Source organism: Streptomyces montanus, assembly GCF_005786655.1.
GTDB classification, from domain to species: Bacteria; Actinomycetota; Actinomycetes; order Streptomycetales; family Streptomycetaceae; genus Streptomyces; species Streptomyces sporangiiformans.
In genome coordinates this window covers 194,293-208,356 of the sequence record NZ_VBZC01000001.1, presented here as the reverse complement: position 1 = coordinate 208,356, position 14,064 = coordinate 194,293, and the positions used below count along the sequence as shown (strand labels likewise).

The following is a 14,064-nucleotide window of genomic DNA, read 5'->3' as shown; positions in this document are numbered from 1 at the left end:
AGGTGCCGCATCACGCGTGCTGGACGGTGAGCGTGACGGCCTGCGTCGCGGTGCCCACGCTGTTGGTGGCCGAGACGGTGACCGTGAAGGTGCCGACGTTGTCCTCGGCGGTCCCGGAGATCAGACCGGTGTCGGTGTCGATGTCCAGCCCCTTCGGCAGCCCGTCGGCGTTGAACGACGTCGGCAGCCCGGAGGCCGTGATCAGGTAGTTGAAGACCTGGTTCTTGGTGGCCGTCGCCTTGTCCGGGCTGGTGACCTTGGGCGCGTCGCCCGCCGTGGCCTCGGTGGAGTTCAGGAACCGCGTGTTCAGCACGTGCTCGTTGGCGTACGCCGGCATCATGTCCGTGAACTTGTACCAGCCGGGCTTCTTCATCCCGTTGCCGATGAACTTGCCGTTGATGACGAGGTTCTGGAAGGTGACGTCCTTGATGGCGTGGTCCGCGTCGTAGCCGACCATGACGGACGGGTTGGCGTGCGTCCCGGTGTACTTCAGGTTCCGGATGAAGACCCCGTCGATGCCCCGTCCGACCGAGGTGTTGTAGCTCTTGTTGTACATGACTCGCATGTTGATCAGCTGACCCCAGCGGAAGTCGTCCACCCGGATGTCCTGGGCGCGCACGTTGCGCAGCAGGTTGCTGTCGCCCGGGTTGAGCGCGATGCAGCCCTGGTAGTCCATCTGCGGTTCGCGGTGGTCGAGGATGTCGATGTTGCTGAAGACGAGGTTCTCGATGGTCTCCGGCTTGTCGGTGTTGCCGTGCGTGCCGACGTTGATCGGGTGCGCGACATCCGCCCAGAGGGTGGAGTTGCGGACGGTGATGTTGCGGCAGTCGCCGTAGTACTCCCAGCGGTGGGCGTAGATCGCGATGCAGTCGTCGGAGTTGCGCATCCAGACGCCGTCGATCAGGACGTCCTCACTGGAGAAGACGTCGATGCCGTCGCCCCACTGGCCGTGGCTGTAGGAGTGCAGGTTGCGGACGGTGACCTGCTTGGACTGGCCGACGGTCACCGAGTAGCCGCTGCTCGGGTTGAGCACCATGATGCCGTCGATCTCGATGTTCTTGGAGAACTGCAGGAGGACACCGCTCGGCGAGTTGTACAGCACGCCGCGGCCGAGCAGCCGGGCGTTCTCCACGTTGACGAACTCCACCCGGGACGTCAGCACCGCACCACCGGCCAGGTAGAGCGTCTTCCCGCTGGGCACCTTCACCACGTTGTCGGTGGTCTTGTGCAGGCCGGGGCCGAAGTAGATGACGTCCTCGTCGTCGGGGTCGGGCGCGTTCGACTCGATCGGGTTGGCGTGCAGCTGCAGGTTGTTGAAGATCTCGCCGTCGATCTCGATGGAGAGGTTGCGCGGCTCGGTGAGGGTGAAGCTCACCGTGGCACCGTCCACCGTGAACTCGGTGTCGGACGACAGGGGGCGGATCCGTGCGGAGCCGATGGTGCCCTTGGACGAGGTGACGATGACCTCGACGGTGCCCTTGAAGTCGAAGGTGGCTACGGAGGAGTTGAAGACCGGACCACTGCCCGTGTTCGCGTCGATCTGCTTCGCCCGGGCGCGGTAGACGGGCACCGTCTGCCACTCACCGCCCGTCGTACGGGCCTTGACGGAGAAACTCGAGTTGGTCGGGACCCCGCTCGGAATGGGGTACACCACCAGCCGGTCGGACGCTCCGGGCGTGTCCTCGGCTCGGGCGGTGCCGGCCGCCGCGCCGATCAGTGAGTAGGCGGCGGCGGTGGCGCCCGCGGCCTGGAGAACGGTGCGCCGGGACAGGCCGGCTCTCTGGGTCTCGTCCATGGAAACGTTCCTTCGTGGCAAAGAGAGTGAGGTAGGTGGCTTCGTCCGGAGGTTGCTGACGGCAGTCCGGAAGGCGGAGGTCAGGGGCGTCCGGACCGGTCCGTTACTTGAGGCCCGAGGTCGAGATGCCGGAGATGAAACCGCGCTGCATGATCAGGAAGAGCGCGAGCACGGGTACGACGTACATCACCGCGCCGGCGGCGACCACGTTGCCGAGCTGGGCGCCGTGCTGGTTGACATAGCCGGTGGCGAGCTTGACCGCGAGGGTGGTGCGGGCGTCGTCCAGCAGCAGGGCGGGGGCGATGTAGTCGCCCCAGGTCCAGGAGAAGGACAGGATCAGACTCGTGGCGATGACCGGCCAGGACTGCGGCAGGAAGATCCGCCAGAAGATGCGGATCTGCCCGCAGCCGTCGACGATCGCCGCCTCCTCCAATTCCTTGGGCATGTTCGTGAAGAACTGCCGGAACAGGAAGATGAGATAGGGGGCGCCGCTCAGACCCCACAGCACCCATGGCATGTAGGTGTTGGTCAGGTGGAGTTCGGCGAACATCAGATAGGTCGGGATGAGGGTGATCACGGCCGGCAGCATCATCGTCGACAGCAGCACGCTGAAGATGAGCTTCTTGCCCGGTGCCTCCAGCCGGGCGAAGCCGTAGCCCGCCCAGGCCGAGGCCAGGGTGACCAGCACCGCGTAGACGGTGGCGATCGTCAGCGAGTTGCGGGCGTAGCCGAGGTAGTCGAAGAGGGTCAGAGCCTGGTGGAAGTTGCCCAGATCCGGCTCGTGCGGCCACCAGTGGATGGGGACGGCACGCAGCTCGGACGATGCCTTGAGTGCGGTGATCGCGAGCCAGCCGAAGGGGCTGAGCATCAGCACCAGGATCGCGATCAGCAGCATGTAGACGGTGGTGCGCCGGGAGAGCAGACTCATCGGACGCCTCCGATCGTGCGGGCCTTGGGCTTCGCCTTCTCCGGTTCCACGGAGTAGAAGACCGCGCCCTTGCTGAGCTTGAAGATGAGGAAGGTGACGAGGCAGATGATCGCGAAGAGCACCCACAGCAGGGCGGAGGCGTAACCGTAGCGGCCGTTGGCGAAGTACTGGGCGAAGACGTTGATCATGTAGAAGTAGTTGCTCTCGGGCACGGCCGAGACGCCGTTGGGCGTGGGGTTGAGCGCGATGAGCAGCGGCATGAAGCTCTGCAGCGAGCCGATGATGCCCGTGACGATCTGGAAGAAGATCACCGGGGACAGCAGCGGCAGGGTGATGCGGGTGAAGGACTGCCAGGGACTGGCACCGTCCACTCTGGCCGCTTCGTTCAGTTCCCTGGGGATGTCCTGCAGGCCGGCGAGCGAGATGATCATGCCGTTGCCCACGGCCCACATGGTCAGCACGATCAGCACCCAGCGGGCGTAGGGGTCGACCAGCCAGTTGATGCCGTTGATACCGGCTATGTCCAGTGCGCCGTTGGCCGCCCCCGAGTCACGGTCGAAGATCAGCTTGAAGGTGAGGGCGGCACCCACCGGGGGCACCACCGCGGGCAGGTACAGCAGGGTGCGGAACACCCCGCGGGCCCGGATCGGCTGGTTCACCAGCACCGCGAGCAGCAGCCCCGCCGCGATCGTGAGCGGCACCGTGATCGCGGTGAACACCCCGGTGCGCCACAAGGAGTCCATCGTCTCCGGGTCGGAGAACACCTCCCGGTAGTTGTCCAGCCCCACGAAACGCGAGTTCTGCGACAGCCCGTCGGCGTTGGTGAAACTCAGCCACAGCGCGTATCCCAGGGGGAAGGCCGTCAGGGCCAGGAAGCCCACCACCCAGGGCACGGTGAACACATAGAACGCCCGCGCCCGGCGGGTCCGCAGCGAGGTCGGCCTGCGTGTCGCGCCGGTCGGCGGCCGGGTCGAGGACGACGGTGCCGCCGCACTCGTCCCGGCCGCCTGATCGGTGAGCTGACCGGTGCTCACCCCACCAGCTCCTTGCCCTTGGCGATCTGCTCGTTCATGAGTTTGTTGAGCTCGTCGGCGACCTGACCCGCCGACGTCTTGCCCTTGATCGCCTTCGGCAGCACCTTGTTGATCACTCCGTCCAGGGCGGACAACTGGGCGTACGGAGTGAACGTCAGCACCGAGAAGTGCTCCTGCTCCTGCTCCTGCACCTTGAACGCCTGCTTCTGGAACGCCGTGCTCTGCGGCATCTTCGGACGCAGCGACTTCAGGCTGGGGATGCCCCAGCCGCCCACGGCCCGCTCCTGGGCGGGCTTGCCGCCGAAGTACTCCTCGAAGAACTTCCAGGCCCCGTCCTTGTTCTTGGCCGCCTTGGGGATCCAGAAGCCGGTGGCGCCGAAGCAGGGGCTGACGCGGTTGCTGCCGAGCTGCGGGGCTGGCGCGAAGCGCGACACCTTGGAGGCCTTGGGGTCGGCGCCGATCGCCCCGCCGAACCAGTAGCCGTCCTCGGCCATCGCCATCCGCCCGGCCTGGTAGGTGGGCCAGTCCCAGCCGTCCGGGTTGGGGTTGGCGACGTTCGGGCCGATGTCCGCCCGCGCGTACTCCAGATACCACTTCAGCGCCTTCTGCGCCTCGGGCGAGGAGAAGTCGACCGAGGCGAGGTCCTCGGCGAACAGGTTTCCGCCGGCGGAGACGGTCATCCCCATGAGCTGCGTGAAGGTTCCGAGCCCTGAGGCGTTCATCCCGTAGACCTTGACCTTGCCGAGCCGGCGCTTGGTCAGCTGCTTGCCCATATCCAGCCACTCGTCGTACGACAGCGGCTCGGTCTCGCTGGGCATGTCCAGCTTCGCCGCCTCGAGCATGTCCGTGCGGTACCAGAACATCTGGTCCTGCGAGTAGTCCTTGGCCATGCCGTAACGGGGCCCCGCGCCCTGCTTCTTGCCGTCGAAGCGCCAGACGTCGTTGACCGGGTCGAGGTCGGCGACCTTGAGCAGCGAGCTCTTGGCGAAGTACGGGTCCAGGTCGGTCATCAGCCCGCGAGCGGCGAAGTACGCCGTGTCCGTGGCACCCAGGCCGCGCACCAGGTCCGGCGGGTTCTTCGCCGCCAGCATCGCGTTGAGCTTGGTCGCGTCCAGAACGACGAAGTTGACCTTCAGGCCCATCCCCTTTCCGGCGGCCTGGAGGACCTTCTTGTCATCCTCGGTGGACATGACGGTGATCGTCGTACTGCCGCTCTTCGCACCGCCGTCACCCGAGCCGTCGTCGACGGAGGCGGCACAGCCGGGCAGGGCAGTCGCGGCGAGCGCCGCACCGGCGGAGGCGGCGAGGAACTGACGCCTCCCGAGGGAACCGGCGGAAGTGGACATAGTTGTTGGCCTTTCCTGCGTATGTACTGCCGGCTGGGGACGAAGAGGGGCACATGCGACGCGAGGCACACCGGCATGAGCGCGCATGAACGCAGCACCTCCTGCTTCCAGCTGTTCGAAATGACGACCACGGGTCGACGTGTCCCGCCCCAAAAGGCCCGGCTGTCGGCAACCGGTTGCCATGTGTTTGGGCAGAGCTTCTTCCTGTCCGGAATCTGCGTCAAGACTCTTGACGAACTTTCGAAAAGAACGTGTAACCTCAGCGCCATGAGCCAGAAGGCCGGAGGGTCGCTGCGGAGCCTGCGGCGATCGAACCAAGAGCAGCTCATCGCCCTGCTACTAGCCCAAGGACCCGCCCACCGGGCCGAGTTGGCGCGTAAGGCCGGTGTGTCACGGACGACGGTGTCGACCATCGTCAGTGAGCTGATGGCGCGCGGCTTGATCATCACGGCGGACGCGGAACCGCATGACGATCTCGACGGCAGGGCTGGAAACCGGTTGCTGGTCAACCCGCGGGCGGCGGTCGTGGCGGGCATGAACCACACTTTCGACGGCGTCTTCGTCCAGCTGAGCGATCTGGCATCGAGGGAGATCGCCAGCTCCGGCACGGCACTGGACGCCGGCACCGGCCCGGCCGAGCGCATCGAGGCCGGCACGTCGATCCTCCAACGGCTGCTCGGCACCGCCGAGCTGGACAGACGCCAGGTCATCGGCGTGGGCGTGGGCGTACCCGGGCCCATCCACCGCGAGACCGGAGTGGTGGGGGTGTCCCTGCCGGGCCAGCCCTGGTCGCACGTACACGCCGCCGAGGAGTTCGGCCGGGCCCTCGGCCTACCGGTCACCGTGGAGAACAACGCACGCCTGGAGGGCTTGGCCGAGGCACGCTGGGGCGCCGGCCGCGGGGTGGCGAACCTGCTGTACTTCGGCCTGTCCAGCGGCATCGGATCCGGTCTGATCCTCGACGGGCGGCTGTACCGCGGAGCGGTGGGCGCCGCAGGGGAGTTGGGCCATATGTCGGTGAGCATCGACGGACAGCCCTGCCCTTGCGGCAACCAGGGCTGTCTGGTGCTGCACGCCGGCCTCCCGGCCGCGCTCGCCGCGCTGCGGCCCGTGTTCGGCAAGGACATGACTCTGGAGGAGATGCTGGCGCGCACGGCGGCCGGGGACCGCTCCGGCGACAAGGTGTTCACCGAGGTGGGCACCGTGGTCGGCCGGGTCCTCGCCAACCTGTGCAATCTGCTCAACCCCGAACGCATCGTGGTGGGCGGCGAACTGTCCCGGGCGGGCGAGGTGCTGCTGGCCCCGATGCGGGACGCGATACGCCGCCACGCCCTGGCCCTCGCCCGCGAGGTGGACCTCGTGCCCGCCGAGCTGGGGCTCGGCGCCCGGGTCGGTGCGCTCGGCGGCGCCGCACTCGTCCTCAGCGAGACACCCGACCTGGCGGCCGCGCTCAACCGGATGACCGTTCACGGGATCACTCTGTGACGAGCCGTACGACGACCCGCCTCGGCGTGGGCCTGCGCGCCGAGACCGCAGGCACCGTCCGGCGGTCAGCGGGGCGCCGCCGCTGGCCGCCGGGCCGTTCGGGACCCGATCCCGGTCCGATTACCGGTCCAGGTCCCGCAGTTCGAACCAGTCGAAGTCCGCGGGGACGCGGGTCCCGTTCAGGTCCTGGACGCAGACCCCGACGAACGCGCCGGTGAACCGCAACCGGTCTCCGTAGTCGTCGGAGAGCTTGCTCGCGTCCAGGATCTGCCCCACGGGGCGCCAGTCCGCGCCGTCCGGCGAAGCCGAGAAGCGCAGCTCCGCGCCGTCGAAGCGGGCTCTGAGGTACACCAACGGCCAGTCGTCCACGTCGAGTTCACTGTCCCCGAGTTCGCGGTAGACGCCGTTGTCCGTGAGGGCGACACCCAGCACGCGGCCCTTGCCCTCGGCGTGCGTCAGCCGCAGGTAGTAGTGCGTCGACGTGTCGTACCAGCAGATCAGGCCCGCGAGCTGGCTGAAGTGCCCCGGGCGGAAGTCGACGACCGTCGTCGCCTCACAGTGGACCGAGGTGAGCCGCTGGGCGACCAGGCTCTGGTCGTAGCGCGAGTGCAGGCTCTGCCGCCCGCGCAGCCGCAGATGCCCGGGTCGCTCGGCGAGCGTCAGCCAGTCGGGGCCGGCAGGCGTGCGCAGTGTGCTCCAACGGCAGTCCACGGAAGCCGAGTCGAAGTCGTCGCGCCCGGTGGGCGCGACGACCGGTCCCGGCTCCACCCCCGTGGGTGCCGGCACCTCCAGACTCGGCAGCCGTCCTCCACCGGCCAGCCGCAGCCAACCGTCGTCCGTCCACTCCACCCGCTGCAGACATGTCTCGCGGCCCAGGACACAGCGCGGCCCGTCCGGCGTCCGCACTGGGCGTGCGGCCAGATGCGCGAGGTACCACTCCCCTTCCGGTGTTTCGACCAGCTCGCCGTGCCCCGCCTTCTGCAACGGCCAGTCCGGGGCGTCCCGAGTGGTCAACAGCGAGCCCCGCGGGTCGAGTTCGTACGGACCCGCCAGCTCGCGTGAGCGGGCCATCAGGATGCCGTGGTTCCAGCCCGTGCCGCCCTCGGCGAGCATCAGGTGGTACCAGCCGTCCCGGCGGTAGACGTTGGGCCCCTCGATGAGCTCCTCGTGCCGGAGGATCGTCCGCGGCTGCCCGATCAGGGCTCGCTTGGCAGCGTCGTACTCCTGGAGCAGGATCCCGGCGAACGAGGGGTGTCCCTCGCGCGGGTCCCACTGGATGTTCAGCAGCCAGCTGCGGCCGTCCTCGTCGTGGAAGAAGGACGGGTCGAAGCCGGAGGAGTTCAGGAAGACCGGCTCCGACCAGGGGCCTTCGATCGACGGCGCCGTGATCAGGTAGTTGTCGACGTCCTTGTACGGGTGCCCGATGGTGCGGACGATGCTGTAGACCAGCCAGAACCGCCCGTCGTGGTACGACAGCGAGGGCGCCCACACCCCGGCCGAGTCGGCGACTCCGCGCAGGTCGAGCAGGTCGGTGCGGTCCAGGATGTGGCCGGTCGGCTCCCAGTGGACGAGATCGGTCGAGCGGTGCACGGGCACGCCCGGGAACCACTCGAAGGTCGAGGTGGCGAGAAAGTAGTCCGCACCGACGCGCACGATGCTCGGGTCCGGGTGGAATCCGGGCAGCACGGGGTTGCGGAGGCGGCCCGCGGTCATGCAGGTCCTTTCGCAGGTGGCTTACGGAGGTGGGGCAGTGTTTGACCGGGCGTCAGCCTTTGACGGCGCCCTGCATCACACCGGCGACGATCTGCTTGGACAGCAGAAGGAAGACGACGAGCAGCGGCAGTACGCCGATGGCGGCGCCGGAGAGGATGAGCGTGTAGTCGAGGGCGTAGCCGCTGGCGAGCGAGGACAGCGCCGTCTGCACGGTCGGCGTCACGGACGGGTCGAGGACGATCAGCGGCCACATGAAGTCGTTCCAGGTGGCCATGAAGATGAACATCGCGAGCACGGCGGCCTGCGGGCGGATCGCGGGCAGCGCCACATGCCAGAAGATGCCGAGCGTGGAGCAGCCGTCGACCCGGGCGGCCTCGACGAGTTCGTACGGCACGGCCTCGTCGCAGGCCTGCCGCATCCAGAAGACGGCGAAGGCGCTGACGAGCGCCGGGACGATGACGGCCTTGAGGGTCGCGATCCAGCCGAGCTCCCCCATCAGCATGTACAGCGGGATCATGCCGAGTTGGGTGGGGAGCATCGCGGTGATGACCACGGTGACGAAGAGCGCGTTGCGTCCGCGGAACGGCAGCTTGGCGAAGGCGAATCCGGCGAGCGAGGCCAGGAACACGCAGCAGACCGTCACCGTGCTGGAGATGATCATGGAGTTGCGCAGCGCGAGCCAGAAGTCGACGGTGTCGTAGACGCGTTGGATGTTGTGGAACAGGTTGCCGCCCGGCGTGAGCGTGAGCGCGGAGTCGCCGATCGCCGAGTTGTCGCGGGTGGGCAGGACGAAGGAGTAGTAGAGGGGGAAGAGGGAGGCTGCCATGACGCCGACGAGGGTGGCGTAGACGAGGGCCCCGGGCCGTCGGCCGCCGGACCGTTCGGTGTGCGGGCGGGGGCGGGGCGCGGGACGCAGAGCGAGGGCCATGGTGGTGTCAGTCCTTCGACGCGATGCGCCGCGACAGCGCGTAGTTGATGCCGGAGACGATGGCGATGAGCAGGAACATCACCCAGGCGAGGGTGGCGGCGTAGCCCGCGTTGAACTCGCGGAAGCCCTTCTCGTAGAGGTACATCATCAGCGTCTGGAACTGCCGGTCGCTGCCGCCGGTGCCCTCCGTGCCCTGCACGTCGAAGAGCTGGGGTTCGGCGAAGGTCTGCATACCGATGATCGTCGACATCACCACGCAGAAGACGATGGTGGGACGGATCGAGGGCACGGTGATCGACCAGAAGATCCGCCGCCTCGAGGCGCCGTCGAGCATGGCCGCCTCGTTGAGCTCGTGCGGGACACCCTGCATCGCGGCGAGGAAGATCAGTGCGAAGTAGCCGGCCCAGCGCCAGATGATGATGGTCGAGACGGCGATGATCGCGGACCAGCGGCTCGCCTGCCAGTTGATCCGGTCGACGCCGACCATTTCCAGCACGTCGTTGAAGATGCCGGTCTGGTAGCCGAAGAGCTGCGCGAAGACGAGACTGACGGCGACCACGGACACGACGTGCGGCAGCACGACGCCGGCCCGCCAGAACGCGCTGCCGCTCAGCTTCCGGTTGAGAACGGCGGCGAGCCACAGGGCGACGAGCAGTTCGCCGCCGGTGCCGAGCACCAGCAGGAGCCCGGTGTTGAGCAGGGCGTTCCAGAAGTAGGTGTCGGCGAACAGGTCCTGGTAGTTGCCCAGGCCCGTCCAGCCCTGGTCGCCCTCGATGATCGCCCACTCGTGGAACGAGATCCAGCCGGTGTACAGCAGCGGGTAGACGGCGAAGACACCGAAGATCACGAAGAACGGCAGGATGAACAGATACGGGGTGTAGCGCAGGTCGAACCGCGAGAGGCGGCTGCGCCAGGGGCTGCGTGGGCGCCGCCGCGCGGCGGGGGCCTCGGGGGCCTCCGCCGCGCGGGGCAGTTCGGTGACGCTCACCCGGCGACCTTCTTGGCGTCCTCGATCGCCTGGTCCCAGGCCGCTTCCGGCTTCTGCTTGCCCTGTTCGACGCGGAGCAGGGCGTTCATGAAGGCGGAGGCGACGTCGCTGTCCTTGGTGCCACGGTAGATGGGCTCCATGGAGTCGGCGGCCTGCGCGAAGATCTTGCCGGTGGGGGCGTTGGAGAAGTACGGGTCCTTCTTCGCCTGCACCTCGGGGTCGTTGTAGACCTTCGGGTGGCTGGAGAGGTAGCCCTCGTCGAGGAAGAGCTGCTTCTGGGTCTTGGACGAGGTCAGCCAGCGGGCGAGCTCGACGGCTTCCTTCGGGTGCTTGGTCTGCTTGGGCACCATGAGGTAGGACCCGCCCCAGTTGCCGCCCTCGGGGGCCGCGGCGACCGACCACTTACCGGCGTTGTCGGGGCCCGAGGCCTCCTTGGTGCGGTCGAGTTTCCACGCCGGGCAGACAGCGGTTGCCGCCTTGCCTGTCTTCAGGGCGTTGGCCATTTCCGGGGAGAAGGGCGGGTATCCGCCGCTGACCTTTCGCACCGACATGTTCGCCGCGGTGAGGAAGTCCTGCTTGAGTTCCGTGTTCTTGTCGGCGATGAAGGAGTCGTCGGATTCCGCGAAGAAGGTCTCCTTGTGCTGGTTGCCCATACCGACCCAGATGTCGCCGGTGTTGGCCGTGAACGAGGCGTTCTTGACCTTCTTGGAGAACTTCTCGCCGGTGGCCGTGAAGTCGTTCCAGGTGGGCCAGAGTTCGGCGACCTTCTCCGGATCGGTGGGCAGTCCGGCCTTCTTGAAAAGGTCGGTGCGATAGCAGATGCCGAGGCCGCCGATGTCGGTGCGCAGGCCCATCACGAACTTGCCGTCCTCGACCGTTCCGGCGTCGTAGGCCCACTGCACCCAGGGGTCGTCGGTGTTGTTCACGCCGTAGTCGGCGAGGTTGAGGAACCGCTCGTGACTGGGCTTGAACTTGCCGATGATGTCGTCGCCGACTCCGACGACGTCGGCGGCGCCGCGGTTCGCCGCGAGCTGGGTGACGAGCTTCTTCGGAAGGTCCTCGACCAGGACTTCCTTGACCTTGATGCCGGGGTGGGTCTTCTCGAACTCCTTGTAGAGGTTGCGGTAGCCGTAGTCGACATGTGTCGTGACCGTCAGCGTGACGGTCCCGCCGTTCGCGCTGTCCGACGAACCCCCGCCGCAGCCGGACGCCGTGAGGGCGATGACCGCGGCGCCGGCCGCCACCCGTATTCCATGGCTGGCGTGATGTCTCATGCCTTCACCCCTCTGTTGTCACCGCGATCGGCACGCGGCCCGCGTTCCTGGATTTCGAAAAGTTTCGGTGCCCGAACGGCATCAGAATCCCCAGCCCCTCACGCCGTGTTAAGGCGGGCTCAATGTAGGAACCGGTTGTTGGGCGGTCAATGTTTCGGGCACGCGAGAATCCCTATTCGAAAGTTTCGATGCTCGCGCGGGCCGTCAGCGTTGCCGTCGTCGAGTCACACCGGCGGCAGGGGCTGTTCCGCCCAGATCGTCTTGCCGTTGCCGGTCTGCCGGCTGCCCCAGCGCTGCGTGAGCTGGGCGACGAGCAGCAGGCCGCGGCCGCCCTCGTCGAAGACATGCGCGCGGCGCAGATGCGGTGAGGTGGAGCTGCCGTCGGAGACCTCGCAGATCAGTGCGCGGTCGCGGATCAGGCGTAGCTGGATGGGGGGTTCTCCGTACCGGATCGCGTTGGTGACCAGTTCGCTGACGACCAGTTCGGTCACGAACGCGGTCTCGTCCAGGCCCCATTCGGTCAGCTGCTCGGTGGCGTACTGCCGCGTGGCCGCCACATGTTCGGGGTCCGGCGAGATGTCCCAGGTGGCCACCTGGTCGGCGCCCAGCGCACGCGTACGGGCCAGCAGCAGAGCCACGTCGTCGGCGGGCTGTACCGGCAGCACGGACTTCAGCACCGCGTCGCACAGGGCGTCCAGTGAATCGGTGGGGACGGTCAGCGCACGGCACAGCTCGGCGGTGGCGCGGTCCAGGTCGCGGTCGCGGCCCTCGATCAGCCCGTTCGTGTAGAAGGCGATCAGCGAGTCCTCTGGCAGCTCCAGTTCCGTCGCCTCGAAGGGCAGGCCCCCCACCCCGAGCGGCGGCCCGGCGGACATCGTGACGATCCGCGTGGTGCCGTCGGGCAGGAGGACGGCCGGTGGCGGATGTCCGGCGGCGGCCAGGGCAAGATGGCGCGACACGGGGTCGTAGACCGCGTACAGGCAGGTCGCGCCCTGCTCGGCGACATCCTCGTCACCCACGTCCGTCGCCAGGTGGATCACCAAGTCGTCGAGGTGGGTCAGGAGTTCGTCCGGCGGCAGATCCACGTCGGCGAGGGTTCGTACGGCCGTACGCAGGCGCCCCATGGTCGCGGACGACTGGATGCCGTGTCCCACCACGTCGCCGACGACCAGACCGACCCGGCTGCCGGACAGCGGGATCACATCGAACCAGTCGCCGCCGATACCGGCCACCGCGTGGCTGGGGAGGTAGCGGTGGGCCACCTCCACCGCCGCCTGTCCGGGCAGTCCCCGCGGCAGCAGGCTGTGCTGGAGGGTCAGCGCGGTCGACCGCTCACGGGCGAACCGGCGGGCGTTGTCCACACAGACGGCGGCCCGGCTCGCCAGTTCCTCGGCGAGAGCGACGTCGTCGCCGGCATACGGGTCCGGGTTCGCGACCCGGATGAAGACCGCGACCCCGAGCGTGGTGCCACGGGCGCGCAGTGGCACGGCCAGCAGCGAGTGAACGACCACTCCGTACTCGCGGTCCTTGGCGTTTCGTGCCTCGTGGCCGCTCAGCCACCGGTCGAAGTCCGGCTCCCCGGCCCTGCTGAGAACGGCCCGTCCGTCCAGCAGCGCCCGCGCTGGCGGCGAGAACGGCGGATAAGAGTCCTCCTCGCCCAGCTCGACGGCCGCCTCTGGTGTCCCCGTGGTGACGGACCGGTGCGCGACCCGGCGCAGCACGACCTGGGTGCGCTCCGCAGCCGGCGGTGCGTCCGCTCGCAGGACCCAGTCGAGCAGGTCCACGCTGGCGAAGTCGGCGAACCGCGGCACGACCAGCCCCAGCAGCTCATCGGCGGTCCGGACCACGTCCAAGGTGGTCCCGATGCCGGCCGCGGCCTCGTTCAGCAGGGCCAGCCGCTGCCGGGCCCAGTGCTGCTCGCTGCTGTCGAACGCGGCCATGGCGACCGCGGCCATGTCGCCGGAGGCGTCGCGCACCGGCCACATCTCGATGTTCCACGCGTGCTCCCGGCTCCCGGACGGCGCACTGGTGTAGCTCTCGTAATGCACGGGTTTGCCGGTCCTCGCCACCTCGCGAAGGTGCTGGAGAAATCCCCGGCTGGTCCGGTCCTCCGGCACTGTGTCCAGGTAGAACCGCCCCACCAGGGCGTCCTCGCCGACCCCCATCACGCGGCAGGCCACATCGTTGAGCCGCAGATATCGCTGGTCCGTGCTGAAGGCGGACATCGAGACGGACGCCTGCTGGAAGGACAGCCCCGCCAAGTTCGGCTCGGACTCCGGTTCCCCCGGCCGGGCGGCGATGACCATGAATGCGTGCGGTCCCCCGTCGTGGCCCAGCACCGTCTGCGCCGTCAACGCGAGCTCGACGCGGTGACCGTCCCGGTGCCGCACGACGACCTCACCGGCCTTCGCGGCCACCACCCCGCGTGGCACGTCCTCGGCGAGCAGCTCCGCCGCCGCCCGCCCCACGACCTCCTCGGCCGCATATCCCGTCAGCCGCCGGGCACCGTCGCTCCACCCCGTCACCGTGCCCTGTGCATCGATGATCGCCGCAGCGGCGACATGCTCCATACG

At 68.1% G+C, this 14,064-nt stretch carries 10 protein-coding genes; 1 reads left to right on the top strand and 9 read right to left on the bottom strand.

All coding sequences use genetic code 11. The features are described 5' to 3' along the window. Window positions 1-10: 10 nt before the first annotated feature. The 4 genes from FE633_RS00965 to FE633_RS00950 form a co-directional block, all read right to left on the bottom strand. The gene (locus FE633_RS00965) at window positions 11-1,795 is read right to left on the bottom strand and encodes an Ig domain-containing protein (RefSeq protein ID WP_138043056.1); all 1,785 of its coding nucleotides are present in this window, start codon (window positions 1,793-1,795) and stop codon (window positions 11-13) included. A gap of 103 nt (window positions 1,796-1,898) precedes the next feature. Next, entirely contained in the window at window positions 1,899-2,723 is an 825-nt protein-coding gene (locus tag FE633_RS00960) for a carbohydrate ABC transporter permease (RefSeq protein WP_138043055.1), read from the bottom strand. Then, window positions 2,720-3,757: a carbohydrate ABC transporter permease gene (locus FE633_RS00955; RefSeq protein ID WP_138043054.1), complete on the bottom strand. Its 1,038-nt coding sequence runs from the start codon at window positions 3,755-3,757 to the stop codon at window positions 2,720-2,722. The genes FE633_RS00960 and FE633_RS00955 overlap by 4 nt, the downstream gene beginning before the upstream one ends. Beyond that, window positions 3,754-5,103, bottom strand: a complete 1,350-nt coding sequence (locus FE633_RS00950) for an extracellular solute-binding protein (RefSeq protein ID WP_138043053.1) — start codon at window positions 5,101-5,103, stop codon at window positions 3,754-3,756. Before FE633_RS00950 ends, FE633_RS00955 begins: the two co-directional genes overlap by 4 nt. Before the next feature lie 267 nt (window positions 5,104-5,370). On the opposite strand from FE633_RS00950, the gene FE633_RS00945 reads away from it, so the two are divergent. Beyond that, window positions 5,371-6,588: an ROK family transcriptional regulator gene (locus FE633_RS00945; RefSeq protein ID WP_171059749.1), complete on the top strand. Its 1,218-nt coding sequence runs from the start codon at window positions 5,371-5,373 to the stop codon at window positions 6,586-6,588. 120 nt (window positions 6,589-6,708) lie between these two features. Here the strand turns inward: FE633_RS00945 and FE633_RS00940 are convergent, their stop codons facing one another. The 5 genes from FE633_RS00940 to FE633_RS00920 form a co-directional block, all read right to left on the bottom strand. Beyond that, window positions 6,709-8,301, bottom strand: coding sequence for a glycoside hydrolase family 43 protein (locus tag FE633_RS00940; RefSeq protein WP_138043051.1), 1,593 nt, complete (start codon window positions 8,299-8,301; stop codon window positions 6,709-6,711). A 52-nt stretch (window positions 8,302-8,353) separates the two neighbouring features. Next, window positions 8,354-9,229 (bottom strand): carbohydrate ABC transporter permease, encoded by an 876-nt coding sequence (locus tag FE633_RS00935; RefSeq protein ID WP_138043050.1) that lies wholly within the window; start codon window positions 9,227-9,229, stop codon window positions 8,354-8,356. Between the two features lie 7 nt (window positions 9,230-9,236). Next, a complete protein-coding gene (locus tag FE633_RS00930; RefSeq protein WP_138043049.1) occupies window positions 9,237-10,217 on the bottom strand; it encodes a carbohydrate ABC transporter permease in 981 nt (326 codons plus the stop codon). Next, on the bottom strand, window positions 10,214-11,491 hold the full coding sequence (locus tag FE633_RS00925; RefSeq protein ID WP_138043048.1) for an extracellular solute-binding protein: 1,278 nt from the start codon (window positions 11,489-11,491) through the stop codon (window positions 10,214-10,216). Before FE633_RS00925 ends, FE633_RS00930 begins: the two co-directional genes overlap by 4 nt. A 224-nt stretch (window positions 11,492-11,715) precedes the next feature. Next, the gene (locus FE633_RS00920; protein WP_138043047.1) at window positions 11,716-14,061 is read right to left on the bottom strand and encodes a SpoIIE family protein phosphatase; all 2,346 of its coding nucleotides are present in this window, start codon (window positions 14,059-14,061) and stop codon (window positions 11,716-11,718) included. Between the last annotated feature and the right edge of the window lie 3 nt (window positions 14,062-14,064).